A 24,219-nucleotide genomic window follows, 5' to 3' on the forward strand; every position below is an offset into this window, starting at 1 on the left:
GACCAACGGCCATGGAGAAATTCCAATTCAGCGGCAAAGCCGTCATCCAGCACCTGAATACTCGCAAGGAAGGGCCGGATGACGAGCAAGAGCTGGTGCTCGACCTCAAGCTGCGCGCCGTCACCGATTACCTGGTGATGGCCGCTTTCGACGAAGGTCTGCCGGCGTTCGCGTTTTTCTCGAACGGCGCCGTGCGAAACAAGGCGCTTGGCCCGATCACGTTCACGAATGAACTCAGCGACTACCGCCTCGAAATGGTCGGCAGCGTGTTCACCGCGGTTCGCGTCAAGAAGTTTTCGATCGAGCCGAAGGACGGCTTCAAGGTGGCGCTCACCATGCTCGCCACCTTCAAGCCGAGCCCAGACGAGGTGGCACGAATCGCCGAGTTCCTCCAGGACGATATCGACGTGCTTCTGTCACCGCAGAACGGCGAACTCGGCTTCGGTGACTCGTTCAGCACAAACGACGCCAGTGTCGATGAACTGTACCCGGAAGCGATCGGCCTGGTACGCGCCGAAGGCAAAGCGTCGATCAGCATGTTACAGCGCCATCTGCGCATCGGCTACAACCGCGCTGCCCGGCTGCTTGAAATGCTCGAACATGGCTCGTTCGTCTCGGCTGCCAAGGCTGACGGCACCCGCGACATCCTCGGACACGAAGAGGCCCACGCATGAAGATCACCCACATCCACGCCACCAACTTCCTCGGCATCCGCACGGCCGACGTCGAGCTGTGCACGCCGGTTGCCCTCTTCTGCGGCCCGAACGGCGCCGGGAAGTCGAGCATTCAGGACGCCGTGCGCCTCGCGCTGGCAGGCGAAAGCGTACGCGTCTCGCTGAAGAAGGAATACGGGCGCCTGGTGCACGACGGCGCCGAGTCGGGTTCCATCGTCGTCGTCGCTGACGGTGGCCGCGCGAACAACGTCGCCCTGCCTGGCGGCAAGATCACACAGACCATTCCGGCCGACCCGCGCACGCCGTTCGTGCTGGATGCGCAACGCTTCGCCAGCCTCGACGCCAAGGCTCGCCGCACGTTCCTATTCGACCTGATGGGCGTGACCGTGGGCACTGACGACGTGCGCCAGCGCCTCGCCGCCCGTGACATCACCGGCGACAAGGTCGAAGCGGTCCTGCCGCTGGTTCGCGCCGGGTTCGACGCCGCCGCGAGCGAGGCGCAGACGAAGGCAACGGCCGCCAAAGGCGCATGGCGCGCAGTCACCGGTGAGACGTACGGCAGTGTGAAGGCCAACGGCTGGCGCGCCGCGGCGCCGGCAGGTACTGAAGATCCCGCGGATCTGGCTGCCGCGCTGGCCGAAGGCCGCGAGACTATCGACAGCTTCGACCGCGAGGCTGCAGACCTGCAACGGCAACTCGGCGAGATCGACGCGGCAGACCGCCAGCGCCAACAGCGCGACGCGCGCGCGGCTGGCCTTCGAGAACTGGCCGGAAAGCTTCCCAAGGCCGAGGAATCGATTGAGCGTGCCCGCGCCGAACTGGCCGAGTTTCTGCCGAAGGTGGAAGCGCTGCGCGCCGCCGCCGGCGGCAAGGTCGACGGCATGCCGTGCACCTGCCCCGAGTGCGGCGCGCTGCTGCGCTATCTCGCCGGGAAGCTGGCGGCCGACGCACCGGCCGAGCGCAACGAGGATGCAGCGGCGAGTCTGCCCGAGTACGAGAAGAGCCTGACGGTGCTGCAAAACGCCGTGAAGAGCCGCGAGGCTGAATTCGACCGGGCGCGCGATGCCGCGGCGCAGTTGGATCTGCTCGTGAAGGATGCCGCAACGGATGCGGCCGGCGACGCCCCGGCAATAGCTGACGTCGAGCGCGCCCATGCCGAAGCAAAAGACAACGCCGCGAAGGCGCGCACGATCGTCGCAGGTATCGAAGCATCGCAACGGGCCGTCGCCGAGGCCGCCGACAAGACGAAGCGCGCGGCGCAGCACCACGCAGACGTCGCCGCGTGGGATGCGCTCGCGACCGCGCTGGGCCCGGACGGCATCCCCGCAGATCTGCTCGCCGCAGCCCTCGGGCCGATCAACGCCCGGGCCGAGATCCAATCCGATGCCGCTGGCTGGTCGCGCGTTGTCATCGGCGCCGACATGTCGATCACGGCCGACGGCCGCGATTACGCCCTGCTGTCCGAGTCCGAGAAGTGGCGCACCGACGCCCTGATCGCCGAGGCCATCGCCCACCTGTCCGGCGTGCGCGTGTTGATGCTCGATCGCGCCGACGTGCTGGTCGGTGCCGAGCGCGACAACCTGCTGTATTGGCTCGATGATCTGGCGCACGCGGGCGACATCGACACCGCCCTGGTCTTCATGAGCATGAAGTCGGCGCCCGGCCAGATGCCCGAATCCATCACCACTTACTGGATCGCCGACCACTGCGTCGGTGGATCGAAGGCGGCAGCATGAGTGCGGTAACAAGCGACGTCAGTCGCGCTGATCGAAACACCCTAGGAGAAACCATGTACCACGCAGAAATCCTCGAAAGCCGGTCTTTCTCGTCGCTGCCCCAACTTCGCGGCGAACTTGCCGGCGGAACGTTCCGCGGCATCACCACCCGCAAGGATGGCACTCATTGCGCCGTCATCCTGTTGCCGAACAGGGCGACCGAGCAACGTAACTGGCAGGCATGCGTTGATTGGGCTCGTGAGGCCGGCGGTGAACTACCAACGCGCTCGGTGTTCCATCTTTTGCGCCTCAGCGCCACAAAGGAGGAACTTGCAGAGGGCGGCTGGTATTACACGGCAGATCTGCTCAGCGATGACACCGGTGACGAGGATGACGCTGCCTACGCTTGGGGTTGCGACCTCAGCTACGGCGGCACGAACGTCACCCTCAAGAGCTACGAGGGCCTGGCCGTTGCCGTCCGCTTGATTCCCCTCACCGCTTAATCCTTCAATCCTTTCAACGCACTGCACCGGAGCCACAAGCAATGACCCGAGTCACGCTGGAAGCCGTCTACGCCAAGCAAACCGAGCTAGCAGAACTGACCGCATCACTGCTCGCAGCGGTTGCCACGCCGAAGACGACGCGAATTGAAATCCCCGCCGCCGTCGTCGAACTGCGCCCCGGCGAGCACTACGCCGGCGAAGTTCTCAACGAGGACGGCACGCTAAAGCACCGTCTGGTCCTTGTCGCCGTTTCCCCCGAGGCAGCGCATTCGTGGGAAGGCTCTGCTGAATTCGCGAAGAACCTCGGCTATGGCCGACCGACTCGCGCCGAAGCTCGTCTGTTGCTCGCGAACTGTCGGCCTCACCTGCCCAAGGAAGGCTGGTTCTGGACCGACGAGGCTCACGAAAACGCCTCCTACGCTTGGTATTGCAACCTCGACTTCGGCGGCACGAGCCTCACCCACAAGAGCTCCGAGGGCCTGGCCGTTGCCGTCCGCAGATTCTGATCTCGATTCTTTAATCCTTTCAAACTGAGCCCCGCCATATGGCCTTGCATTCCACACTGCCCATTCACCGGACCGGCGTTCGTCTGTTGTCGCTCGCCCTGAAGGTGCAGGAGCAGATGCCCCGAAGCATGAAACGCATTCTGGGCGAGAAGATCACCCAGCACTGCGTCGACATGCTCGATCTGATGGCACTGGCGAACGCCTCGAAGCGTGAGGCGCGCGCCGAGTACATCGAAAAGTTGCTGACTGAACAGCGGGCCGTAACGGTCTTGCTGCATGTCGGCCACGATGCTCGATACCTCTCGCATAAGCTGTGGGCAGAATCGATCGAGCTGCTGGGTAGCATCGGAAAGCAGGCCGGCGGTTGGCTCAAATCCGCGAACAAGGCGCCTGCCGTATGACAGTCAAGGCTCTCATACCCGTGCGCCGGAATCTGGTCGCGCCGCTGGGTCACAAGCCCACCAACAGCCACACCAACGGCGGTGGCCATCAGGCCGTGATGGTCGGCACAGCGGTGCGCCGACTGACCCCGCGCGAGTGCGAGCGCCTTCAGGGATTCCCGGACGACTATACGTCGATCAATCTGCCGAAACGTAATCGGCATGGAAACGTCACCCGCTCGCCACTTGCAGCGGATGGGCCCCGATACAAAGCCCTCGGCAACAGCATGGCGGTGAACGTGATGCGGTGGATCGGCGGACGAATACAGAGCGTCGAGAACTTGGAAATAGAGAAAGCAGCATGACCACCCACCCGGCCACGGCCGAAGCACTGGAAAAGATTCTGCGGGTCACGGCCCGCGCTTGGGAGATACGAGGATGAATGCCCAACAGCATACCGAACAGTTCCGCGCACCGAAGCGCACACGCGACGACGCACCGACGTTGCCGGCCGAGGGCTTCGTGCGGCTGCCGCAGGTGCTCGCCGTCTTCCCTGTCTCGCGCACGACGTGGTTGCGCGGCGTGAAGGAAAAGCGCTACCCTGCTCCGGTCCAATTGTCGCCCAGCACAGTCGCGTGGCGAGTCGAAGATATCCGCCGACTGCTCAACTCGATTGCGGTCAACGGCGCCGACGATGGGGGTACTTCTGGGGGTATCGTCGGAGTCGAAATCTGACAGACGCAAGCCAGCAGGTCTATTCCCGGCAATTCACGATTCCTCTCTCCGGCACCAGCGACTTAAATCGTTGGGTACGACGAAGTCCTCAAAACCCGCACAAGCATTAGCTTTGCGGGTTTTTTGTTTTCTCGCAATTGGGACGCCATGCCCCCTATTCTCGCCCCATCCGAGGGCATTTTTAGGGGCATAACGAGGCCTCCCGCCACACCACACCACGACCGGGACGCGAGCGATCGCCTCGCGGTTCAGCGCTTCGCTTGGCTGCCGTCGGCCGCGCCATCGACCGCATTATCATTCGCCCCATCTTCATCTTCCGCCGCCTGCGCCATCCACGCGTGATAGCCCGCCACGCCCATCTGCCGCATGAGCGCTTCGTTGCGCTCGAAGATCATCTCGGCCTCGGGGAACGCTTCGACTGCGCGATCGATGCTCGACTCGCGCAGCAAATGCCATATCGGATACGGCGCGCGGTTCGTGTAGTTTTCCACGTCGTCCGGCGCGGTACCTTCGAATTGATAGTCCGGATGAAAACTCGCGATCTGTAGTTCGCCCTCGAGATGCAACGACTTGAGCATGCGCTGCGCGAAGAACAGCGCGTCGTTGTACTCGTGAAAATCGAGCAGCGCACCCGGCATGATCAGCAGCGTCGTGTCCACGGCTTGTGGATCGGCTTGCGCCAACCACTGCAACTCGCGTTCGAGATCGAGCAACGTCCCTTCCATGTCGCGCGCGGCGCTCACGACGTAGCGAATCTGCTCCTTCACGTGCACCGCCTTCGCAAACGGGCAAAGGTTCAGCCCGATCACCGCACGCGTGAGCCAATGACGCGTCGCCGCGATCACAGCCTCATGGTCTTGCGCTTGCGCTTGCGCCATGGGGGGTGTGGTGTCAGGGACGGGAAAGGTCTTCTGCGTCATACGGGCACTTGGCGATTCATCATGAATACCGCATTGTAATTCCCACCGCGTCCAACACGCATGTCCGCCAGCATGCTCAGCATCGATAATTCAGGGGCACGAATGCCAAAACGGCCCGACGGCATCTGCGCCACCATGCGGTTTTCCCACCGCCACGCGTCCAACGACTATGCCCGGTCCGTCGTCCATCCCGTCTCCCGCCGCCAGCACGCCCGAAATTCTCTCGCCTGCTCCGCCCTCCGCCGAAAATGGGGCCGTGCGGCGTATCCACCATCGCGACACAGCGTCATTGGCGAGCATGACACTCAGTCAACTGCTCGCGGCAAGCCGGTCGCGCGACTATCGCACGCAGGATATCTGGCGTGCGATAGTCGATCCCCAAGCCGATGCGGGTCGCGAACTACGACTCGCTTGCGAGAGCGCCTCCCCCAACGGACCATTGTTCCTCCAAATGGCAACCCTGCTCAACACGCCCGAGGAGGAGCGCACGCTGGATCGTTTGATTGACGTGGGCATCTTCCTCGTACCGGCCCGCGCCCGGCAACTTCGCGCCGACGACGCCGCCCTGCTGCGAAGCGACGAAGGCCTGAAACTCTGGCTGCAATACGCCGCGTCGCCGACCTGCTATCTGAGCGTGTTCGACGGCTCCGACGTCTTCGGCGAAGCCACCACCAAAAGCCGCGCGCGCATCGACAAAATCCTTCGCGTGCTGGTGGCGGTCGGGCGCGACAAGACCGACGCCACGCCCGCGAACCCGACCGCCACGGCCCCTCGCAATCCCCTCGCGCATTTGTGCAGCCAGACCGCCCCACAATGGCTGCGCCGCCTGCTCCAACTCGGTGCGTGCCCCGAGCAGATGAACGACCAAGGCATGCCGCTGACGGTGGTCGCCATGCGCGCGCAAGCGCTTCGCCTGTACACCGCCGATCACGATCCCCTTGATCCGCACGACTCGCTGCACCAACTCGCACAACTGCTCAGGCGCCAAGGCGCGGATCTCGCACAATCGAATCGCGATGGTATGCCCGGGCCGGCCCTGCTCACGCTCCACGGGCTCTGCGGCGCCGCCGAAGCCCTGCTCGCCGCCGGCGCCGATCCGAACGCCCCCGACCGGAACGGCAACACGCTGATGCACCATCTCGCGTACATCGTTCGCCTGCAGGACGACCCGGTAAAGATCGACTGCGCGTGCCTCGCGCGACACGCCCTCGTCGTCGCGTCCGGCTACGGCGGCGACATGACCCGAGCCAACCATGCAGGACAAACGCCGCGCTCGTGGATCCCCGAACCGTTGCCCGCCGCCCCTCAGATCGGCGATCAGCACCTCGACACCGTCAGAACCACGGCGCGTCGACGGATTCGCGCACTGATCTAGTTCGCGCACCGGCCCGAGTTCCGCCGTCCTCCGGCGCGCACGCCGTCGCGCGGCGGCCATCGCCATGCGACATGGCGTCGCGCGACGGCGGCTTGCCGCATCGCGCTTGCCTCGACATGCGCACCCCCATATTGCTTTGCACTCCTATTCTCCATGCCTCAATCACCACTGGCCACGCCGTCCGCTTGTAGCGGGGCCGCTTGCCTGAGTCCCGCAGCACAGCCCAAGCCCTCTGACATCGGCCCCAGCGGTTCAGTCGCCACCGCCTCCTCGGCGCTGTCCCACATGACGCTCGATCGCCTGCTGATCGCCAAACAAGACGGCCAATGCTCACCGCAGCAGGCATGGGAAATACTGATGAACCTGAACACGACGGCAGGCCGGGAGCTACGCGACAGTTGCCTGATTTCCGGCGCGTCCCGCCCCGAGGAATTGGCCTTTTCGATGGCCACGCTGTTCTGCACGGCAGCGCAGGACCGCACCCTCGCCAAACTCGACGACGCCGGCATCTTCATCGACCGGACACGACGTGACCGGTTACGCCCCGAGGACGCCGCCTTGCTGTTGAGCGACGAAGGACTGCGGCTCTGGCTCCGTTTTGCCGCGTCGCCATCGGGCTACCTCAGCGTGTTTGTCGATTCGATCCTGAACGCCCCCGCCGAGCTGACAGGGACGCTCGCCGCGGCGCTCCGGGTGCTCGTCGCCTGCGGCCGTGACACGACCAACGACGTCGCGGCGTCCGAAGTCGCGGGCGATGTCCATCTCCCGCTCTCGCATGTGTGCAGCCAGGTCGCGCCCGAATGGTTGCCGTCACTGCTGAACTACGGCGCCGACGTCAATCAACGCACCGTCAACGGTGTGCCGCTCGTGGCCACCGCCCTGGCGGCCCAGGCCCAACGTCTCTATGCGGAGGGCCACGATTTGCTCGTCCCGCATGTGTCGTATCAGCAACTTGGCGCGATGTTCCAGTCACATGGCGCCGATCTGTCGCAGCGCTCCCGCACCGGATCCCCCCCTGCCATGCTGCTCGCGCTGAACGGCTATTGCGCCGCGGCAGAGGCCCTGCTTTCGCTCGGCGCGGGCGGTAGTCATCCCGACCGCAACGGCAATACGCTCATGCACTATCTCGCGGCCGTGACGCACCTCCGGCAACACGCCGTCTCCGCCTTTTTCCTGCTCAACCTCGCCTTGCGATTCGGCCACGATCCCGCCGAACCCAACCGGGAAGGCACGACGCCGTGCGCACTGCTTCGCGACGGCCTTGCGCAGTACCTGCGGCTCAATCAGACGATGATTGCGCAAGCTCGCGAGCGGGCAAGGCGTGGCGTGTCGGCCTCCACGGCGCCGGGTGCCCAGAACGCCAACCGTCATGTACCGCCCTTCGTCATTGCCGTGGCCGCCGAGGCGCATCGACGCATCGCGCAGGGGCACGACCCCTTGCTGCCGCACGAATCGATCTTCCAGTTGGGGATGTCGCTCCAGCGCGACGGCGTCGACATCGGGCAACGACATACCGACGGCACGCCCCCGGTCCTGTGGCTGGCCCGACAGGGATACTGCGGCGCCGCCGAAGTGCTGCTCGCACTCCACCCGAACGCCAACGCCTGCGGGCCGGACGGCAATACGCTCATTCACGCCCTGGCGGGCGCGACCCGCACGCGTGAGAGCGCCATCCTGGCCGACTACATGCTGAGCACAGCGTTGCGGTATGGTGGCGATCCCACCCGGCCCAATCGATGCGGAAATACGGCACTCTCGTTCCTGAGCACCGAGCGCACCCGGTTCGTGCGGGCCAGCTTCGCGTTCGTCTCCGAGACGCGCAACAGCGCGCGACAGAAGGTCGCCCAACGGCAATAGCGCGCGCCCCAACATGCGGCGGATCGCGCGCTTCGGGCGGATCGGGCGGATCGGGCGCTTCGGCCGTGTCGATCGCGCGACAGCCCGTCGCGACGATGCGACATTACGCCGCATCCCCATAACATGCATTTAATTTGCATCTTATAATGCGCTCGCCGGGTCCCTAAAGAGATGGTCGTGTTGTGAGCCCTGGGACACCGGCGACCGAATGCCGCACCGAGAATCTTCCGCACAATGAGATCCGGCGGTGCTGATGGAATACCCACAAGTGCGACAAAAAAGATGCATATGAATTGCATCTTACAAACTCAGGAGTTTTTGCCATGCTTTCCGCAGCTTCCCGCCCCTACATCGATGCGAGTGTTCCGGTTTTGCGCGAGCACGGTCTTGCGATCACGCGCCACTTCTACGCAAGCATGTTCGATGCCCATCCTGAGCTGCGCAATCTCTTCAACATGGGCAATCAAGCCAGTGGCGCGCAGCAACAGTCGCTCGCCTCGGCCGTGTTCGCGTACGCCGCGAACATCGACAACGCCGCAGCGCTTGGGCCGGTGCTAGAGCGTATCGTGCACAAGCACGTGTCGGTCGGCATCACGCCGTCGCATTACCCGATCGTTGGCCGCCATTTGCTCGGTGCCATCAAGGACGTGTTGGGCGACGCCGCCACGCCCGCACTGATCGCCGCGTGGGACGAAGCCTACTGGCTGCTCGCCGGCGAACTGATCGCGGCCGAAGCCCGTTTGTCGGAACGCACGCACTCGCCGCTGGGCGCGCTGCGCGAACTGGTGGTGGCCGATGTCGACCGCGAAACGGATCACATCGTCTCGTACTACCTGACCACGCCCGAAGGTGGCTCGCCGGGTGAGTTCTCCCCGGGACAATATGTGAGCGTCTCGGTGACGCTGCCGGATGGCTTGCAACAACGCCGTCAATATAGTCTGTCCGACGCTCCGCAAGCCGCGCACTGGCGCATCACCGTCAAGGCGGAGGCCGCCGACGAAACGAAGCCGGCCGGTCAGGTCTCGAACTGGCTGCACGCGAATGTGAAGGCCGGCGACCGCCTGCTCGTGAGCGCGCCGTACGGCGAGTTCACGACGTCGCTCGACGAGGCTCGTCCGCTCGTGCTGCTCAGCGCCGGCGTCGGTATTACGCCGATGATGTCGATGGTCGCCGCGCTGGCGGCCAAGGGGTCGCGCCGCGAGATTCTGTTCGCGCATGCCGCCCGCCACGGCTCGCATGTCGCTCTGCGCCGTCACCTGACGTTCGCGGCTACGCAACTGCCCAACCTGCGCGTGGCGACGTTCTTCGAAACGCCGCAAAGCCACGAACGCGAAGGCGCCGACTACAGCTACGCCGGCCGCATGGACATCTCGCGCCTCACACTGCCTGCCAACGCCGATTACCTGCTGTGCGGCCCGGTGCCGTTCATGCAGACGCAATGGCGCGCCCTGCGCGACGCCGGCGTGCCGGCTGAGCGTCTGCATCGTGAAGTCTTCGGTCCGGACGCGCTCGATCACCTGCTCTGATCCAGCCCCGCGGTAAACGACACGAGGCCCCCGAATCTGGGGGCCTCGTGTCGTTTTGTCATCGAGATGCAGTGCCCCCGCCGCGCGGGCCGCCGCCGATGACACCTCAGTCGATCAAGGCGCCCGAGGCGTCATAGAACGGATGCGAGCCGCCCGCATCGTCGACGAAGGCCAGATGCGAGACCAGTCCGATCTGCGGCGTGAATCGATGCAGTTGGAACGCCGGCGGATCGAGCGCCCACGCGGACGGTCCGCCCTCGCGCAGATCGAGCGCGACCTGGTGGGCCGGTGACGGGCATACGCTCGCAATCGTGCCGGCAAAGCGCGTATGAATCGGCCGATGCACGTGACCGCAAATCAATCGCTCGACGTTGTCGAAACGGCGCACCACGTCGGCGAGCTTCGCCGCATCGGCGGCATCGAGCGCCTGAGCATCCATGTGCTCGATACCACACGCGAAAGGCGGATGGTGCATGGCGATCACCGTCGGCGTGGCGGTATCGCTGGCGAGCACCGCTTCGAGCCATTGCAGACGCTGGTCGCACAAGCGCCCACCGCCGTTGGGCGGGTCCTGCGTATCGAGCGCCACGAGCCGCAGCGCGCCGAGCGTCGCCGTGTACTGCACGAAGCTGCCCGGCTCGCCGAGATACGTGTGCTCGGGAAACACCTCGCGCAGTGCGTCGCGACCGTCGTGATTGCCGATGATGAGGTAGTACGGGATCTGCAACGGCGCGAGCAAACGACGCAGGTGCTCATATTCCTCGCGCGCACCGAAATCGACGAGATCGCCCGTCAGCACAACGAATTCGGGACGCGGCACCAGCGTATTCAGACGCGCCACGCAGCGTTCGAGATAGGCGGCGGTATCCACGCGCCGATAGGCCAGCTTGCCGGGCCGTTTGATGTGAAGGTCGCTGATTTGTGCGAACAGCATGGGCAGTTTATCCGTGAAGCGAAAAGACATGGGCGGCGGGCAGCGACAACCCGACCTGTTCGCCGACGCGGCATGCGCGACGGCTGGACACTTCGACCAGCACCGACCCCGCGGCGGACACGCCGCCCAGCGTCAGTCGGGTACGGTCGCCGAGAAACTGTACTTCCTCGATACGGCCGACGAGCGCTGCATCGTCCGCCGGCACGACCACCGCATCTTCCGGGCGGAAGTACAACTCCTGCACGTCGGCACGCACATTCGGGCAGGCAAAACGTCCGCCTTCCAGATGGAAATGTCCCTCGCGCCACACGCCGGCCAGACGGTTGATCGTGCCGACAAAGTTGGCGACATGGCGAGAGGCCGGTTGGTAGTAGATGTCTCGCGGCGCGCCGATCTGCTCGATGCGCCCCGCGCTCATCACCACGATGCGATCACCCAACGCCATCGCCTCGTCCTGGTCGTGGGTGACATACACGGTTGTGACCCCCAGGCCACGCAGCAGACGATCCATATCGGCGCGCACCGTCTCGCGCAGCTTGGCGTCGAGGGCCGTGAGCGGCTCGTCGAGCAGCAACACGCGAGGCTCCGGCGCGAGCGCGCGCGCCAACGCCACGCGCTGCTTCTGACCGCCCGAGAGCTGCGCGATCGCGCGCTCGGCGAACGGCGTGAGCTGCACGAGGTCGAGCAGCTCGTTCACGCGCTTGTCGATCTGCGCGGACGGCAGGCCTCGCAGCTTCAGGCCGTACGCGACGTTGCCGCGCACGGTGAAGTTCGGGAACAGCGCGTAGTTCTGGAACACCATCCCCACGCGGCGCTTCTCGATGGGCAGACGCGTGACGTCTTCGTCGCCGAAGCGCACGCGGCCGCCGGCGTCGGGCCGCTCGAGTCCGGCGATCATGCGCAGGGTCGTGGTCTTGCCACACCCCGACGGGCCGAGCAGCACCAGCGTCTCGCCCGCGCCGATCGTCAGATCGAGGGGCTGCAACACCGTGGTGCCGTGAAACGTCTTGGCACAGCGTTCGAGATGAATTGGGATGGAAGTCAGTTTCATCGTCATATCCTAAGCATTCGGTGGCGTACTCGCATCCGCCGGATCAAGTGCGGCCACGCGCCGACGTTTTCCCGTTCGACACTTTGGCCCGTTGCGCCGTCATCTGCATGACGACCAGCAACGGCACGATCATCACGAAAAACACCGCCGTGTACGCGCTGCCGATCTCCAGGCGCAGCGACGCGTAAGCGTCCGCCAGCCCCACGGGCAGCGTCTTCGTGTCGGGCGTGTGCAGCATCCATGTCAGGTTGAATTCGCCGAGCGAGAGCGTCACCACGATGAGTGCGGCCGCCACGATCTCGCTGCGGATGTTGGGCAGCACCACCGTCGTGAAGCGCCGCAGGAAACCCGCGCCGAGGCTTGCCGCGCCCTCCTCCATCAGCTTGATGCGCGCGTCGGCGCATGCCGCCGACACGGCACGCACCATGAACGGCAGCGTGAAGATGACGTGACCCACGACAATGAACGCGAGACTCTCGCGGAAGCCGCGCATGCCGCCATACACGCTGATCAGCGCGAGCGCACTGGCCAGCCCGGGGAGCGCGATGGGCAACGTCAGCAGCTCCTCGATCCAGCGCGCCACGCGGCTGCGCCAGCGCGCCAGCACGTAACCGGCCGGCACCCCGAGCAGCGTCACCAGCACAAGCGTGGCGGCGCCGACGTACAGCGAATTCAGAATCGCGTCGTGATAGTCCTGCCAGACCTGGATCACCCACTTGAACGTGAGGCCGGCCGACGGCCCCCGGAAATAGTTCACCGACAGCCCGGCAAGTATCGACATACCCACCGGCACCAGCAGGAACGCACACATCAGCAGCGTGAGCAGCAGTTGCAGCGTGAAAAGCGTTTTCTTGAGCATGCGAATCAACCTCCGGCGGCAACCGCCTGCCCCGTGAAATTGCGGGCCAGCATGAGCACCGCCCACGTCACCACGCCGAGCACCACCGAGAGCGCCGCCGCCGTCGCCACGTTGGCGTTGAGCGTGAACTCGGTGTAGATGGTCATGGGCAGCACGTCGATGTCGGTGGCCAGCGTAAAAGCCGTGCCGAATGCGCCGACCGAGGTGGCGAAACACATCGCGCCCGACGCGATCAGCGCCGGCGCCAACGCAGGCAGCGTCACGTCGCGCGCGATGGCGAACGGCCCGGCGCCCAGCGACGCGGCCGCTTCCGTGAGCGAGTGATCGAGCGACTCCGCCGCGGCCATCACGGCGAGGATTACGCGCGGAATCGAGAAATACAGGTAGCCGATGAAGAGCCCGGTGAGCGAGTACGCGAACACGAGTTTGTGGCCAAGGAGTTTCGCCGAGAGTTCACCGATGAGCCCCTGACGCCCCGCCAGCATGATGACCATGAAGCCGACCACCACGCCGGGGAACGCCAACGGCAGGGTCAGCATCGATACGAGCGCCGATTTCCCCAGGAAGTCGTGACGGGTGAGGAAGAGGCCCGCCACCAGCGATAACGCCAGCGTGGCAAGGGTGACCAGCGCCGAGAGCGCGATGGTCTGCCACAGGCTGTCGAGATAACGCGCATTGGTGAGAATGGCGCGATAGGTCTCGAACGCGTGACCGTCGGCGCTCACCTGCACCAGGGCAGCCATTGGCAACAGCCAGAACGCCAGAAAGACCGCCAGCGCCGGCAGCAGCAGTGCCACGCGCCAGCCGCGCGGCAGAGTCAGGTCACGCATCGCTTGTTTTGCTCCTCTTCCTCGTTGAACATCAGGGCGAAACGACCCTGCGTGCTTAGCGCACGTTCTTCAGATACTGTTGACCGAACGCGTCCTGCTGCGCGGCGAGCTTCTGCAAATCGACCGGTTTCACCCGCGCGTAGTCGCTCGCGGGCAAGAACTTGGCGGCGACCTCGGCCGGCATCGTGCTCGCGCGCACCGGACGCAGGAACGCTTGCGCCCAATGCGCCTGGCCCTTGTCGGACAGCGTGTAGTCGATCACCTTCTTGCCGTTGTCCGGGTGCGGGCCGTTCTTCACGAGCGCGATCACGTACGGCAGCGACACGGTGCCTTCCTTCGGGATCACGAACTGCACGTTGGCGTGGTCCTTGTAGATGGCACGGTAGGCGTTGAAATCGAAGTCGATCAGGATGGGGATCTCACCCGAGAGCACGCGCGCATACGCCGTTTGCTTAGGCACGATCGGCGCGTTCGCCTTGAGCTTCTGGAGATAGCTGATGGCCGGACCGAAGTTGTCCATCGACCCGCCGAGCGCCTGATTGGCGGCAATCGCGGCGGCATAGCCGGCGAATGCGCTGCTCGGATCCAGGTAACCCACCATGCCGCGATATTCCGGCTTGAGCAGGTCGGCCCACGAACGCGGCACCGGCTTGCCTTCCAGCGCGTCGCGGTTCACGAAGAAGCCGACCGTGCCCGAATGGATCGTCGTCCACATGCCGTTCGGATCCTTCATGGCGGCCGGCACCTGATCCCAGTTCGCCGGCTTGTACGGCGCGAGCAGGCCCTTCTTCGCCGCTTCGATGGCAGACGTGATGCCCAGATACACAATGTCGGCCACCGGCGCTTTCTGCTCGGCGATCAATTGCGCAACGGCCTGGCCGGAGTTCTTGTTATCGAGCGGCACGCGAATGCCGGTGTCTTGTGCAATCGCCTTGACCTGACCGGCCCAGTCGGCCCATTCCGGCGGGCAGTTGTAGCAGATGGCCGTCTGCTGGGCCTGCGCGGCGCCAGCGCCGAGCAGGGTGAACAGCGCCAGCGTGCGGGCGGCGCGGGTGATCCAAAGCTTCATGTTGGTAAGCTCCTGAATGTCTGAGCGTTGGCGGAACTCACGTGCCGCCGGATAAGTGCGGGCCTCATGCCCGGATGCCTGATTGCCTCGGCCGGCGCTGAACTCTCTTTCCGGAGCCAGTCGTCGGCCGCTTTCCTTGCTACTACGTTCCCTTCAAAACCGTGCAATACCGTTCGATGGCGCGTCTCACCCCCGCCGGCGCGGCGGTGCCGACACCGTGCCGCCGCGACGAATCTCGTGCGGCAGAATCAGCGCATGGCTCAGTGAGGCGTCGTGCGAGGGCGTCGCGCCGACGCGCGCGTCGATCTGGGCGAGCAAACGTTGCGCCGCGTGACGGCCGATGTCCACACTCGGTTGTACGACAGTCGCCAGCGTCGGCGAAAGCAGCTCGCCCACCCCCAGCCCGTCGAAGCCCAGCACCGACATATCGTCGGGCACTCGCAGCCCCGCCTCGCGCAGGGCGCGCATCACGCCAAGGGCGAGCAGATCGTTGGAGCAAAAAAGTGCCGTGGGACGCGCGCCGTCGCGCTCGCGCTGCGCCAGCCATTCGCGCACCCGCTCGCCACGGGCCCCGCTGTTGAAGTCGATCTCAAAGGCCGGCCGCGGCGTCAGCCCAGCGGCCTGCATGGCATCGCCGTAGCCGAGATAGCGGCGCTTGGCGCGGTCGGAAGCATGCAACGCGCCCGTCACCATCACGATGTCGCGATGACCCGCCTCGATCAGCATGGCCACCCCCTGCGCGGCAGCGGTCCGATTGTCCACGGAGACGCATGGACGCTCCGGCGCATCGTTATAGACGAGTTGGCACGCCACGCCCTCCGCCGCGATATCGTCGAGCAGCGCGCTGTGCTCGGCGTCGGCCAGCGTCAGCAGCAGGCCATCAACGCGCTGTTGCAGCAAGGTCTCGATGGCGTTGCGCTCGCGCTCCGGGTCGTATTGGGTGGTAACGAGCAACAACCGTCGGCCCGTGCCGTCAATGGCGGCTTCAATGCCTTCCAGGCAATCGGCAAAGACCGGGTTGCCCAGCGTGGGCAGCATCACGCCGATCAGTCCGGTGCGCTCGCCGCGCAACTGACGGCCAAGTGCATTGGGACGGAATTTGAGCTCGGCGGCGGCCGCCTGCACGCGCGCCAGTGTCTCGGGACGCACCAACCGAGGTGAATTGAGCGCGCGCGACACCGTCGCAATCGAACACCCCGCGCGCTGCGCCACGTCCCGGATATCTGCCACGCTCGTCTCCCTTGTGTCGTACCGTCGATACTCGCCGTTGACGGATTTTTTGCAAATGTAAACGTTTACGAAAACGTTTTCACTTCGGGATTCTATGGAGACAATGTGATGGATTCATGACATCGCCCAAAAAATGACAAGGAACGACAACGGGCAGACACCGCCGGCAATTCGCCCGTCCAGCCCTGGCTCGCATTGCCCGGCGTGGTCGACATGAGCAGCGGCACGCCGGCCCCCGGGATGCCGCCTATACTGAAATTCCCCAGCCCGAAGGGGCATGACGGCACCCTCTCCCTCCACGACCGGGATCGGCCATGAACGACTATCACTTCCTCACCTTGTGGCGGCTCACCGCGCCGCTGGACGAAGTCTGGGACGCGATTCGCGACGTCGACCACTGGGCACGGTGGTGGCCGTGCGTGCGCGACGTGCGCACGCTTGATCCGGGCGACGCGCAAGGCGTGGGCGCGGTGCGTGTGCTGACCTGGCACGGTGCGCTGCCCTACTCGCTCACCATCGAGACGCGCGTCACGCACGTCGACCCGATGCGCGAGGTGCGCAGTGTCGCGTCAGGCGAGCTGGAGGGCACCGGCGTGTGGCGCTTCGACACGGAAGGGCCGATCACGGCGGTGCGCTATGCCTGGGACGTGCATACGGAGCGCGCCTGGATGAACAAGCTCGCGCCCATTGCCCGTCCGCTGTTCCGCTGGAATCACAACTACGTCATGCGACGTGGCGGCGAAGGTCTCGCGGCATTGCTCAACGCCCATCTGGTCGAGTGCCTCGACACCGACCTGCCGCCCGCCGCCATCGGCGAAGCGCGCGAGGCGCGTGACCTGCGCGAGGCGCGCGCACGGATGAGCCACGACGCGCACCACTGAGCCTGGCTGCTGTTCCCCGCTGCCCCCTTTCTGTTCCCTGCTGCCCCTTGCTATTCCAATCAGGAATAGACGCCACGATAGTTTTCATTATTTTTTATATAGCCAGATGCCTAGACTGGAGGGCATCCGGCGGTTGTGCCCTGGCGTTCTCGCCCTCGCCACCCCGCAAAACACCCTGCTCCAGGAGACCTCGTGAGCCTTGCGACTCCGCCGCTGCTGCGGCACTACGTAGATGGCGCGTTCATTGCCACCGATCGCCAGTTCGATAATGTCAGCCCTGTCGACGGGCGGCTCGTCGCGAAGGTTTGCGAAGCCGACGCCGCTACCGTCGATCGCGCCGTGCGCGCCGCGCGCCGTGCCCTGCACGACGGGCCGTGGGGCAACACCACGCCCGCCGAGCGCGCCGCGGTGCTGCATCGGATCGCCGACGGCATCCAGGCGCGCTTCGACGATTTCGTCGCGGCCGAAGTGGCCGACACGGGCCGCCCCGTCGAACAGGCCCGCACCCTCGACATCGCACGCGGCATCGCCAACTTCCGCATGTTCGCCGATCTCGTCAAGACGGCCGGCACCGAGATGTACGACATGCGCGCCGCCGACGGGGGCGACGTCATGAGCTACGTCACGCGCAAACCGCTCGGGGTCATCGGCATCATCTCGCCGTGGAACCTGCCGCTGCTGCTCTTCACATGGAAGGTGGCCCCCGCGCTGGCGATGGGCAACTGCGTGGTCGCCAAGCCGTCCGAAGAAACGCCCTCTTCCGCCACCCTGCTCGCCGAGGTGATGGACGCCGCCGGCGTGCCGCCCGGGGTCTTCAACCTCGTGCACGGCTTCGGCCCGGACTCGGCCGGCGAACACCTGACGAAACACCCGGACGTAGCGGCGATCACCTTTACCGGCGAGTCGCGGACCGGCAGCGCGATCATGAAGGCCGTGGCCGACGGCGTGAAGGAAATCTCGTTCGAACTGGGCGGCAAGAACGCCGCTGTCGTGTTCGCGGACGCCGACTTCGAGCGCGCGCTCGATGGCGTGGTTCGCTCGTCGTTCACCAACGCGGGTCAGGTGTGCCTGTGTTCGGAGCGCGTCTATGTCGAGCGACCGATCTTCGACCGTTTCGTCGCCGCGCTGGCCGAGCGTGCCGCCGCGTTGCGCATCGACGCGCCCGACGCCATCGGCGTGCAGATGGGTCCGCTCGTGTCTCGCAAACATCGAGAGAAGGTGCTCGCTTACTATCGTCTGGCGGTGGAAGAAGGCGCGACGGTCGTGACCGGCGGCGGCGTGCCCGCCTTCGGCGATGCCCGCGACGACGGCGCCTTCGTCCAACCCACGGTCTGGACCGGCCTGCCCGATACGGCGCGCTGTGTCCGCGAGGAGATCTTCGGCCCCGTGTGCCACGTCGCCCCGTTCGATCGCGAGGACGAAGTGATTCGCCGCGTCAACGACAGCGAGTACGGACTTGCCGGTTGCGTATGGACAACGAACCTGTCGCGCGCGCATCGCGTGGCGCGTCAGTTCCAGACGGGGCTCGTGTGGGTGAACACCTGGTTCCTGCGAGACCTGCGCACGCCGTTCGGCGGCGTGAAGCGCTCGGGACTGGGCCGCGAAGGCGGACGCCACTCGCTCGACTTCTATTCCGAAATCACCAACATCTGCATCAAACTGTGAGGCGACGGTGCGGGGGTATCGATGGGGGTCGAGCCCCCCGCACCCGTGCGCCGTCCCAAGAACAAGGCACAACGGAGACTGACGACACATGAGCGCATCGCAAGACACGCAGGCCCGCGTGGTGGCCGGCAAGGCCAAGCCGCGCGGCAAGTTCCCGCACATCAAGCGCGCCGGCGACTTTCTGTTCGTCTCGGGCACCAGTTCGCGCCGCCCGGACAACACCTACGCCGGTGCGCAGGTCGATGCGCTGGGCGTGACGCAGCTCGACATTCGTGAGCAGACGCGCGCCGTCATTGAAAACATTCGCGACATTCTCGCCAGCGAAGGCGCCACCCTCGCCGACGTGGTCGAAGTCGGCGCGTTCCTCGTGAACATGAACGACTTCGGCGGCTACAACGCTGTGTACGGCGAGTATTTCGACGAGAGCGGGCCGACGCGTACCACGGTGGCCGTCCACCAGTTGCCGCATCCGTTGCTGCTTATCGAAATCAAGTGCGTGGCCTACGCGCCGCGTTCGCGCTGAAGCACCCCGAGACTCCACCTGACGCCGCATGACCCGGGAGACAGCATGTTGACGTATGGCAAGCCCTTCAATTTCCAGCGCTGGATCGACGATCACGCGTCACTGCTCAAGCCGCCCGTCGGCAATCAGCAGGTCTGGCAGGACAGCGATTTCATCGTGACGGTGGTGGGCGGACCGAACCATCGCACCGACTATCACGACGACCCGCTCGAGGAGTTTTTCTATCAGTTCAAGGGCAACGCGTGGGTCAATCTGTGGATCGACGGCCGCCCGGAGCGCATCGACCTCAAGGAGGGCGACATCTTCCTGCTGCCGCCGCATGTGCGCCACTCGCCGCAGCGGCCCGAAGCGGGAAGCCTGTGCCTGGTGATCGAACGCCAGCGCCCGCCCGGCCTGCTCGACGGCTTCGAGTGGTACTGCCTCCAATGCGGCACGCTGGTTCACCGTGTGGAAGTGCAGCTCAAGAGCATTGTGACCGACCTGCCGCCGCTGTTCGAAACGTTCTACGGCACCGAATCGCTGCGCCGCTGCCCGAGTTGCGGCGAGATCCACCCGGGCCGCGCCGCGCAACCCACGACTACGGCACCGGCGTCGGCCTGATTCGCGACGCCGCGCCCAGCCCCTTACCCGTTACATCATGAAGAAAATCGACATGCACGCCCACTTCTTCCCGCGCATCACGCGGGACGAGGCGGCCCGCCTTGACCCCGCTACCGCGCCGTGGCTGCGCATCGACGACGGCGGCGAGACCGGCAACATCATGATCGACGACCGCGCCTTCCGACCGGTCTACCGCGCGCTGTGGGACCCCGCGCTGCGCGTCGAAGAACTCGACCGTCACGGCATCGACCTGCAAGTGGTCTGTGCCACGCCGATCATGTTCGGCTATCGCTACGACGGGCACGCAGTCATTGACTGGGTGCAGCGCATGAACGATCTGGCGCTCGAGCACTGTGCCTACGCGCCGTCGCGCCTGAAGGCGATGGCGCAAGTACCGCTGCAGAACCTCGATCTGGCCTGCGCGGAAGCCTCGCGCGCCAAGGCGAGCGGCCACGTCGGCGTGCAGATCGGCAACCATCTCGGCGACAAGGACCTGGACGACGAACAGCTCGTGGCCTTCTTGCGGCACTGCGGCAACGAACACATCCCCGTGCTCGTGCATCCGTGGGACATGATGACCGACGGCCGCATGAAGCGATGGATGATGCCGTGGCTCGTCGCCATGCCTGCCGAGACGCAGCTCTCGATCCTCTCGCTGATCCTCTCGGGCGCGTTCGAGCGTCTGCCCCGCTCGCTCAAGCTGTGCTTCGCTCACGGCGGCGGCGCGTTCCCGTATCTGCTTGGCCGTGCCGAGAATGCCTGGCATTGCCGCGACATCGTGCGTGCCGACAGCCCGCATCCGCCGTCCCATTATCTGGATCGTTTCTACGTGGACAGCGCCGTGTTCGACCCGCGCGCCTTGCGCCTGCTGGTCGACACCCTGGGCTCGGAACGCATCATGCTGGGCTCGGATCATCCGTTCCCGCTCGGCGAGCAGGACATCGGCCGCCTGGTGGCCGAGCAGCCCGATCTGGACGACGTGGCTCGCCACCGCATTCTGGCCGCGAACGCCCGCGAGTTCTTCGGCCTGTAACTGGTGCTTTCCCGAGGTGTTTTTGAAATCGCTTGCCTACGTAAAAGGCGTCGTTTACGCTGGGCACTTAAATATTTGATGCTTAAACAATTTAGGTAGTCTGACGCGCCTGGCCTGCGATGACCGACGTGAAGAAGCGGTCAAGTCTCCCGGCGCGAGTCCTCTGCGGAAAGTGTTTGCCTGTTTTGGAACTAAGTTTGGAGACCATGATGACGGGAACGAAGACCACGCAACGCAAAGCCATCGCCGTGCTCGGCGCCCTTGCCGCCGGCGCGGCGATATTCGCCTCGAGCGGCGCGCACGCCCAGGTGAAAATCGGCTTCATCGGCACGCTCTCCGGCCCGGGCGGCGCGCTCGGCCAGGATCAGTACGACGCCTTCATGCTCGCCATCGAGCAAAAGGGCGGCAAACTGGGCGGCGTGCCGGTGCAGGTGATCAAGGAAGACGACCAGCTCAAGCCCGACGTCGGCGTGCAGGCCGCGCAGAAGCTGGTGGAGCGCGACAAGGTGTCGCTCATCACCGGCGTGACGTTCTCGAACGTCATGATGGCCATTCACAAGACCGTGACGAATGCGGGCGTGGTCATGGTCGGCTCGAATGCCGGGCCGACCCCGATTGCCGGCGCGCAATGCTCGCCGAACTTCTTCTCGACGTCGTGGGATAACGACGAACTGCACGAGGCCGGTGGCCAGCTCTCGAGCGACCTGGGCTACAAGAAGATGTACGTGATGGCCCCGAACTATCAGGCCGGACGCGACGCCGTGAACGGCTTCAAGCGCGACTACAAGGGCCAGATCGTCGACGAGGTGTACACACAGGTCAACCAGCCCGACTACTCGGCCGAAATCGCCCAGTTGCAGGCCGCCAAGCCCGACGCCGTCTATGTGTTCTATCCAGGCGGCATGGGTGTGAACTTCGTCAAGCAATACCGTCAGGCCGGGCTGCTCGGCAAGATTCCGCTGATCTCCGTGTCGACCATCGACGGCTCGACCCTGCCCGCGCTCAAGGAACTGGCGGTCGGCGCCATCACCAGCGCCCCGTACTCGCCCGATCTCGACAACGCGCAGAACAAGCAGTTCGTGGCGGCCTTCCAGAAGAAATACAACCGCGTGCCGTCGATGTATGCCGCGCAGTCCTACGACGCCGCCAACCTGATCGACTCGGCCCTCACGAAGACCAAGGGCAACGTGGCGGATCGCGAAGCGTTGCGCGCCGCACTCAAGGCGGCCGATTTCTCGTCGGTGCGCGGGCCGTTCAAGTTCGCCAGCAACCAGTTCCCCGTGGCGCAGTTCTACCGCGTGGATGTCGTGAAGGACGCCAACGGCGCCCGGTTCGCGACCAAGGGGCAGATTCAGATCAAGACGCGCGCCGACCTGGCCGCGCAGTGCAAGATCAAGTCGTAAGGCGACGGGCGGGCATCGCCGGCGTGCGGTTCGACGCGGACGATGCCCGCCGTTGCCGACGCGCCGCCCGGCCGTCCCGGGCGGGCGCGATACCACGCGATAGGCCGGCGGCACTGCAGGTGCACGACCCGAGCCGTACCTGAGCACGATCGAGGGTTTATGAAGCGCTACCGCAATTTCGACGAGGCCGAGCTGGACGTTCAGTACAACGCTCGCGCCACCACGCCCAACGTTCTCGACATCCTGACGCAGTACGCCACCGAGAGCGCGCACGCCCGCGCGACCACGCCCTGCGTCCTCGATGTCGCCTACGGCGATCACCCCGACGAGACGCTCGACATCTTCCCGTCACCGGTCCCCGACGCCCCCGTCTTCTTCTTTGTTCACGGTGGCTACTGGCGCGCGCTCGGCAAGGACGATTCGAGCAACATGGCGCCCGCCTTCACACGCGCCGGCGCGACGGTCGTCACGATCAACTATTCGCTTGCGCCCGGCGCCTCGCTTGATACCATCGTCGACCAGACGCGCCGTGCATTGGCCTGGGTGCACCGGCACATTGGCGAACACCACGGCGACGCCCGCCGCATCCACGTGTGCGGCAGCTCGGCCGGTGGCCACCTCGTGGGCATGCTGCTCGCTCAGGGTTGGCACGCCGATTACGGCGTGCCCCACGACGTCGTCGCCGGCGCCGCCCCGCTCTCCGGCCTGTTCGATCTCACGCCGATTCCGTTCACGCACATCAACGACTGGATGAAGCTGTCCGCCGACGACGCGCATCGCAACAGCCCCCACTTCCATCTGCCCGCGCACGGCTGCCCGATCGTGGTGTCCTACGGCGAGAGCGAGACGGCGGAATTCAAGCGCCAGAGCGAGGACTATCTCGCGGCATGGCGCGCCCGTGGCTTCGCAGGTGATTATGTCCCGATGCCCGGCACCAATCACTTCGATATCGTGCTCACGCTCAACGACACCGCCAGTCCGCTCACGCAAGCCATCTTTCGCCTGATGGGGCTACCCCGGGAGGCCGCATGAGTCTGACGCTTTTCGTCATGCAGTGCCTGAACGGGCTGCAACTCGGGGTGCTGTTGTTCCTGATGGCGGCCGGGCTCACGCTGGTGTTCGGCATCATGAACTTCGTCAACCTCGCACACGGTTCGCTCTATATGATCGGGGCGTTCATCGCCGCCACCGTGTACAACCATACGGGATCGTTCGCGCTCGCCGCGATCGCCATCGTTCCCGCAATGCTCGTGATCGGCCTGATCGTCGAATTCGTCGCGCTCAAGACGCTGTACGACCGCGATCACCTCGATCAGGTGCTGGCCACCTTCGGTCTGATCCTGTTCTTCAACGAGCTCGCGCGCATGATCTGGGGGCCGTCGCCGTATTACATGGAAGTGCCCGACTGGCTCGCCGGCACGGTGGATCTGTTCGGCCTCGCGTATCCGGCGTATCGCTTCCTGATCATCGTGGTGGGGCTGGCCGTGGCGCTGGGCTGCTATCTGCTGATTCACCGCACGCGCATCGGCATGCTGATCCGCGCCGGGTCGACCCATCGCCAGATGGTCGGCGCGCTCGGCGTGAACATCGTGCTGCTCAACTCGCTGCTGTTCGGACTGGGCGCGATTCTCGCCGGGATCGCCGGGCTCATGGCCGGCCCCATCCTGTCGGTGCAGCCGGGCATGGGCGAGCCGATTCTGATCCTGACGATGGTCGTGATCGTGATCGGCGGCATCGGCTCGGTGCGCGGGGCATTTCTCGCGGCGCTGATCGTCGGCGTGGTCGACACCGTGGGACGCACTGCCCTGCCCACGCTGCTGCGCAGCCTCATGGAGCGCAGCACCGCCGACACCGCCGGGCCCGCGCTCGCTTCGATGCTCATCTACCTTGTCATGGCCGCCGTGCTTGCTGTGCGTCCGCAAGGTCTCTTCCCGGTCAAACACGGTTGAC

General features: G+C 65.2%; 26 protein-coding genes. 18 read left to right on the forward strand and 8 right to left on the reverse strand.

Annotated features, from left to right (window positions below; genetic code table 11):
• The first annotated feature begins 11 nt into the window (after nucleotides 1–11).
• From OYT13_RS16880 to OYT13_RS16910, 7 genes are all read left to right on the forward strand, one after another.
• The gene (locus tag OYT13_RS16880) at nucleotides 12–674 is read left to right on the forward strand and encodes a DNA translocase FtsK (RefSeq protein ID WP_268566686.1); all 663 of its coding nucleotides are present in this window, start codon (nucleotides 12–14) and stop codon (nucleotides 672–674) included.
• On the forward strand, nucleotides 671–2,410 hold the full coding sequence (locus OYT13_RS16885; RefSeq protein WP_268566687.1) for an AAA family ATPase: 1,740 nt from the start codon (nucleotides 671–673) through the stop codon (nucleotides 2,408–2,410). Before OYT13_RS16880 ends, OYT13_RS16885 begins: the two co-directional genes overlap by 4 nt.
• Before the next feature lie 53 nt (nucleotides 2,411–2,463).
• Complete coding sequence (locus OYT13_RS16890) at nucleotides 2,464–2,892, forward strand: hypothetical protein (RefSeq protein WP_268566688.1); 429 nt, start codon at nucleotides 2,464–2,466, stop codon at nucleotides 2,890–2,892.
• Between the two features lie 41 nt (nucleotides 2,893–2,933).
• Nucleotides 2,934–3,398, forward strand: a complete 465-nt coding sequence (locus tag OYT13_RS16895; RefSeq protein WP_268566689.1) for a hypothetical protein — start codon at nucleotides 2,934–2,936, stop codon at nucleotides 3,396–3,398.
• Nucleotides 3,399–3,436: 38 nt separating this feature from the next.
• Complete coding sequence (locus OYT13_RS16900) at nucleotides 3,437–3,799, forward strand: four helix bundle protein (RefSeq protein ID WP_268566690.1); 363 nt, start codon at nucleotides 3,437–3,439, stop codon at nucleotides 3,797–3,799.
• Nucleotides 3,796–4,143 (forward strand): DNA cytosine methyltransferase, encoded by a 348-nt coding sequence (locus tag OYT13_RS16905; RefSeq protein ID WP_268566691.1) that lies wholly within the window; start codon nucleotides 3,796–3,798, stop codon nucleotides 4,141–4,143. The genes OYT13_RS16900 and OYT13_RS16905 overlap by 4 nt, the downstream gene beginning before the upstream one ends.
• Nucleotides 4,144–4,216: 73 nt before the next feature.
• Complete coding sequence (locus OYT13_RS16910; RefSeq protein WP_268566692.1) at nucleotides 4,217–4,513, forward strand: helix-turn-helix transcriptional regulator; 297 nt, start codon at nucleotides 4,217–4,219, stop codon at nucleotides 4,511–4,513.
• Nucleotides 4,514–4,761: 248 nt separating this feature from the next.
• Here the strand turns inward: OYT13_RS16910 and OYT13_RS16915 are convergent, their stop codons facing one another.
• Together OYT13_RS16915 and OYT13_RS16920 are read right to left on the reverse strand one after the other, a co-directional pair.
• A complete protein-coding gene (locus tag OYT13_RS16915) occupies nucleotides 4,762–5,391 on the reverse strand; it encodes a DUF1415 domain-containing protein (protein WP_017234214.1) in 630 nt (209 codons plus the stop codon).
• 38 nt (nucleotides 5,392–5,429) lie between these two features.
• Nucleotides 5,430–5,570: a hypothetical protein gene (locus OYT13_RS16920; protein ID WP_017234215.1), complete on the reverse strand. Its 141-nt coding sequence runs from the start codon at nucleotides 5,568–5,570 to the stop codon at nucleotides 5,430–5,432.
• 161 nt (nucleotides 5,571–5,731) lie between these two features.
• On the opposite strand from OYT13_RS16920, the gene OYT13_RS16925 reads away from it, so the two are divergent.
• The 3 genes from OYT13_RS16925 (at nucleotide 5,732) to hmpA (ending at nucleotide 10,191) form a co-directional block, all read left to right on the forward strand.
• The gene (locus OYT13_RS16925) at nucleotides 5,732–6,808 is read left to right on the forward strand and encodes a hypothetical protein (protein WP_261938193.1); all 1,077 of its coding nucleotides are present in this window, start codon (nucleotides 5,732–5,734) and stop codon (nucleotides 6,806–6,808) included.
• A 153-nt stretch (nucleotides 6,809–6,961) separates the two neighbouring features.
• Nucleotides 6,962–8,665 (forward strand): hypothetical protein, encoded by a 1,704-nt coding sequence (locus tag OYT13_RS16930; RefSeq protein ID WP_268566693.1) that lies wholly within the window; start codon nucleotides 6,962–6,964, stop codon nucleotides 8,663–8,665.
• Nucleotides 8,666–8,988: 323 nt separating this feature from the next.
• Nucleotides 8,989–10,191, forward strand: a complete 1,203-nt coding sequence (gene hmpA / locus OYT13_RS16935) for an NO-inducible flavohemoprotein (RefSeq protein ID WP_268566694.1) — start codon at nucleotides 8,989–8,991, stop codon at nucleotides 10,189–10,191.
• 106 nt (nucleotides 10,192–10,297) lie between these two features.
• Here the strand turns inward: hmpA and OYT13_RS16940 are convergent, their stop codons facing one another.
• The 6 genes from OYT13_RS16940 to OYT13_RS16965 all read right to left on the reverse strand — a co-directional run bounded on the left by OYT13_RS16940 (nucleotide 10,298) and on the right by OYT13_RS16965 (nucleotide 16,164).
• Nucleotides 10,298–11,125 (reverse strand): phosphodiesterase, encoded by an 828-nt coding sequence (locus OYT13_RS16940; RefSeq protein ID WP_261938190.1) that lies wholly within the window; start codon nucleotides 11,123–11,125, stop codon nucleotides 10,298–10,300.
• 7 nt (nucleotides 11,126–11,132) lie between these two features.
• Nucleotides 11,133–12,176: an ABC transporter ATP-binding protein gene (locus tag OYT13_RS16945; RefSeq protein WP_017234221.1), complete on the reverse strand. Its 1,044-nt coding sequence runs from the start codon at nucleotides 12,174–12,176 to the stop codon at nucleotides 11,133–11,135.
• Nucleotides 12,177–12,219: 43 nt separating this feature from the next.
• A complete protein-coding gene (locus OYT13_RS16950) occupies nucleotides 12,220–13,101 on the reverse strand; it encodes an ABC transporter permease (protein ID WP_442796419.1) in 882 nt (293 codons plus the stop codon).
• Nucleotides 13,041–13,865, reverse strand: a complete 825-nt coding sequence (locus OYT13_RS16955; protein ID WP_268566696.1) for an ABC transporter permease — start codon at nucleotides 13,863–13,865, stop codon at nucleotides 13,041–13,043. Before OYT13_RS16955 ends, OYT13_RS16950 begins: the two co-directional genes overlap by 61 nt.
• 55 nt (nucleotides 13,866–13,920) lie before the next feature.
• Complete coding sequence (locus tag OYT13_RS16960) at nucleotides 13,921–14,934, reverse strand: extracellular solute-binding protein (RefSeq protein ID WP_017234224.1); 1,014 nt, start codon at nucleotides 14,932–14,934, stop codon at nucleotides 13,921–13,923.
• Nucleotides 14,935–15,120: 186 nt separating this feature from the next.
• Complete coding sequence (locus OYT13_RS16965; protein ID WP_017234225.1) at nucleotides 15,121–16,164, reverse strand: LacI family DNA-binding transcriptional regulator; 1,044 nt, start codon at nucleotides 16,162–16,164, stop codon at nucleotides 15,121–15,123.
• Between the two features lie 314 nt (nucleotides 16,165–16,478).
• On the opposite strand from OYT13_RS16965, the gene OYT13_RS16970 reads away from it, so the two are divergent.
• From OYT13_RS16970 to OYT13_RS17005, 8 genes are all read left to right on the forward strand, one after another.
• Nucleotides 16,479–17,045, forward strand: a complete 567-nt coding sequence (locus tag OYT13_RS16970; RefSeq protein WP_261938187.1) for an SRPBCC family protein — start codon at nucleotides 16,479–16,481, stop codon at nucleotides 17,043–17,045.
• 192 nt (nucleotides 17,046–17,237) lie between these two features.
• Nucleotides 17,238–18,710, forward strand: coding sequence for a 2-hydroxymuconic semialdehyde dehydrogenase (locus OYT13_RS16975; protein ID WP_017234227.1), 1,473 nt, complete (start codon nucleotides 17,238–17,240; stop codon nucleotides 18,708–18,710).
• 88 nt (nucleotides 18,711–18,798) lie between these two features.
• Complete coding sequence (locus OYT13_RS16980) at nucleotides 18,799–19,233, forward strand: RidA family protein (RefSeq protein WP_017234228.1); 435 nt, start codon at nucleotides 18,799–18,801, stop codon at nucleotides 19,231–19,233.
• Nucleotides 19,234–19,278: 45 nt separating this feature from the next.
• A complete protein-coding gene (locus OYT13_RS16985; RefSeq protein ID WP_268566697.1) occupies nucleotides 19,279–19,833 on the forward strand; it encodes a 3-hydroxyanthranilate 3,4-dioxygenase in 555 nt (184 codons plus the stop codon).
• Between the two features lie 37 nt (nucleotides 19,834–19,870).
• On the forward strand, nucleotides 19,871–20,866 hold the full coding sequence (locus OYT13_RS16990) for an amidohydrolase family protein (protein WP_017234230.1): 996 nt from the start codon (nucleotides 19,871–19,873) through the stop codon (nucleotides 20,864–20,866).
• A gap of 209 nt (nucleotides 20,867–21,075) precedes the next feature.
• Complete coding sequence (locus tag OYT13_RS16995; protein WP_017234231.1) at nucleotides 21,076–22,269, forward strand: ABC transporter substrate-binding protein; 1,194 nt, start codon at nucleotides 21,076–21,078, stop codon at nucleotides 22,267–22,269.
• A 159-nt stretch (nucleotides 22,270–22,428) separates the two neighbouring features.
• Complete coding sequence (locus tag OYT13_RS17000; RefSeq protein WP_017234232.1) at nucleotides 22,429–23,301, forward strand: alpha/beta hydrolase; 873 nt, start codon at nucleotides 22,429–22,431, stop codon at nucleotides 23,299–23,301.
• A complete protein-coding gene (locus OYT13_RS17005) occupies nucleotides 23,298–24,218 on the forward strand; it encodes a branched-chain amino acid ABC transporter permease (RefSeq protein ID WP_017234233.1) in 921 nt (306 codons plus the stop codon). The genes OYT13_RS17000 and OYT13_RS17005 overlap by 4 nt, the downstream gene beginning before the upstream one ends.
• Nucleotide 24,219: the final 1 nt, after the last annotated feature.

It is taken from the genome of Pandoraea sp. XJJ-1, assembly GCF_026802345.1.
Taxonomy (GTDB): domain Bacteria; phylum Pseudomonadota; class Gammaproteobacteria; order Burkholderiales; family Burkholderiaceae; genus Pandoraea; species Pandoraea cepalis.

Bases quoted from the DNA above. Each gene is read 5' to 3' on its own strand.
- OYT13_RS16880 (WP_268566686.1), top strand. From the start codon at position 12: ATGGAGAAATTCCAATTCAGCGGCAAAGCCGTCATCCAGCACCTGAAT.
- OYT13_RS16885 (WP_268566687.1), top strand. From the start codon at position 671: ATGAAGATCACCCACATCCACGCCACCAACTTCCTCGGCATCCGCACG.
- OYT13_RS16890 (WP_268566688.1), top strand. From the start codon at position 2,464: ATGTACCACGCAGAAATCCTCGAAAGCCGGTCTTTCTCGTCGCTGCCC.
- OYT13_RS16895 (WP_268566689.1), top strand. From the start codon at position 2,934: ATGACCCGAGTCACGCTGGAAGCCGTCTACGCCAAGCAAACCGAGCTA.
- OYT13_RS16900 (WP_268566690.1), top strand. From the start codon at position 3,437: ATGGCCTTGCATTCCACACTGCCCATTCACCGGACCGGCGTTCGTCTG.
- OYT13_RS16905 (WP_268566691.1), top strand. From the start codon at position 3,796: ATGACAGTCAAGGCTCTCATACCCGTGCGCCGGAATCTGGTCGCGCCG.
- OYT13_RS16910 (WP_268566692.1), top strand. From the start codon at position 4,217: ATGAATGCCCAACAGCATACCGAACAGTTCCGCGCACCGAAGCGCACA.
- OYT13_RS16915 (WP_017234214.1), bottom strand. From the start codon at position 5,391: ATGGCGCAAGCGCAAGCGCAAGACCATGAGGCTGTGATCGCGGCGACG.
- OYT13_RS16920 (WP_017234215.1), bottom strand. From the start codon at position 5,570: ATGGTGGCGCAGATGCCGTCGGGCCGTTTTGGCATTCGTGCCCCTGAA.
- OYT13_RS16925 (WP_261938193.1), top strand. From the start codon at position 5,732: ATGACACTCAGTCAACTGCTCGCGGCAAGCCGGTCGCGCGACTATCGC.
- OYT13_RS16930 (WP_268566693.1), top strand. From the start codon at position 6,962: ATGCCTCAATCACCACTGGCCACGCCGTCCGCTTGTAGCGGGGCCGCT.
- hmpA (WP_268566694.1), top strand. From the start codon at position 8,989: ATGCTTTCCGCAGCTTCCCGCCCCTACATCGATGCGAGTGTTCCGGTT.
- OYT13_RS16940 (WP_261938190.1), bottom strand. From the start codon at position 11,125: ATGCTGTTCGCACAAATCAGCGACCTTCACATCAAACGGCCCGGCAAG.
- OYT13_RS16945 (WP_017234221.1), bottom strand. From the start codon at position 12,176: ATGAAACTGACTTCCATCCCAATTCATCTCGAACGCTGTGCCAAGACG.
- OYT13_RS16955 (WP_268566696.1), bottom strand. From the start codon at position 13,865: ATGCGTGACCTGACTCTGCCGCGCGGCTGGCGCGTGGCACTGCTGCTG.
- OYT13_RS16960 (WP_017234224.1), bottom strand. From the start codon at position 14,934: ATGAAGCTTTGGATCACCCGCGCCGCCCGCACGCTGGCGCTGTTCACC.
- OYT13_RS16970 (WP_261938187.1), top strand. From the start codon at position 16,479: ATGAACGACTATCACTTCCTCACCTTGTGGCGGCTCACCGCGCCGCTG.
- OYT13_RS16980 (WP_017234228.1), top strand. From the start codon at position 18,799: ATGAGCGCATCGCAAGACACGCAGGCCCGCGTGGTGGCCGGCAAGGCC.
- OYT13_RS16985 (WP_268566697.1), top strand. From the start codon at position 19,279: ATGTTGACGTATGGCAAGCCCTTCAATTTCCAGCGCTGGATCGACGAT.
- OYT13_RS16990 (WP_017234230.1), top strand. From the start codon at position 19,871: ATGAAGAAAATCGACATGCACGCCCACTTCTTCCCGCGCATCACGCGG.
- OYT13_RS16995 (WP_017234231.1), top strand. From the start codon at position 21,076: ATGACGGGAACGAAGACCACGCAACGCAAAGCCATCGCCGTGCTCGGC.
- OYT13_RS17000 (WP_017234232.1), top strand. From the start codon at position 22,429: ATGAAGCGCTACCGCAATTTCGACGAGGCCGAGCTGGACGTTCAGTAC.
- OYT13_RS17005 (WP_017234233.1), top strand. From the start codon at position 23,298: ATGAGTCTGACGCTTTTCGTCATGCAGTGCCTGAACGGGCTGCAACTC.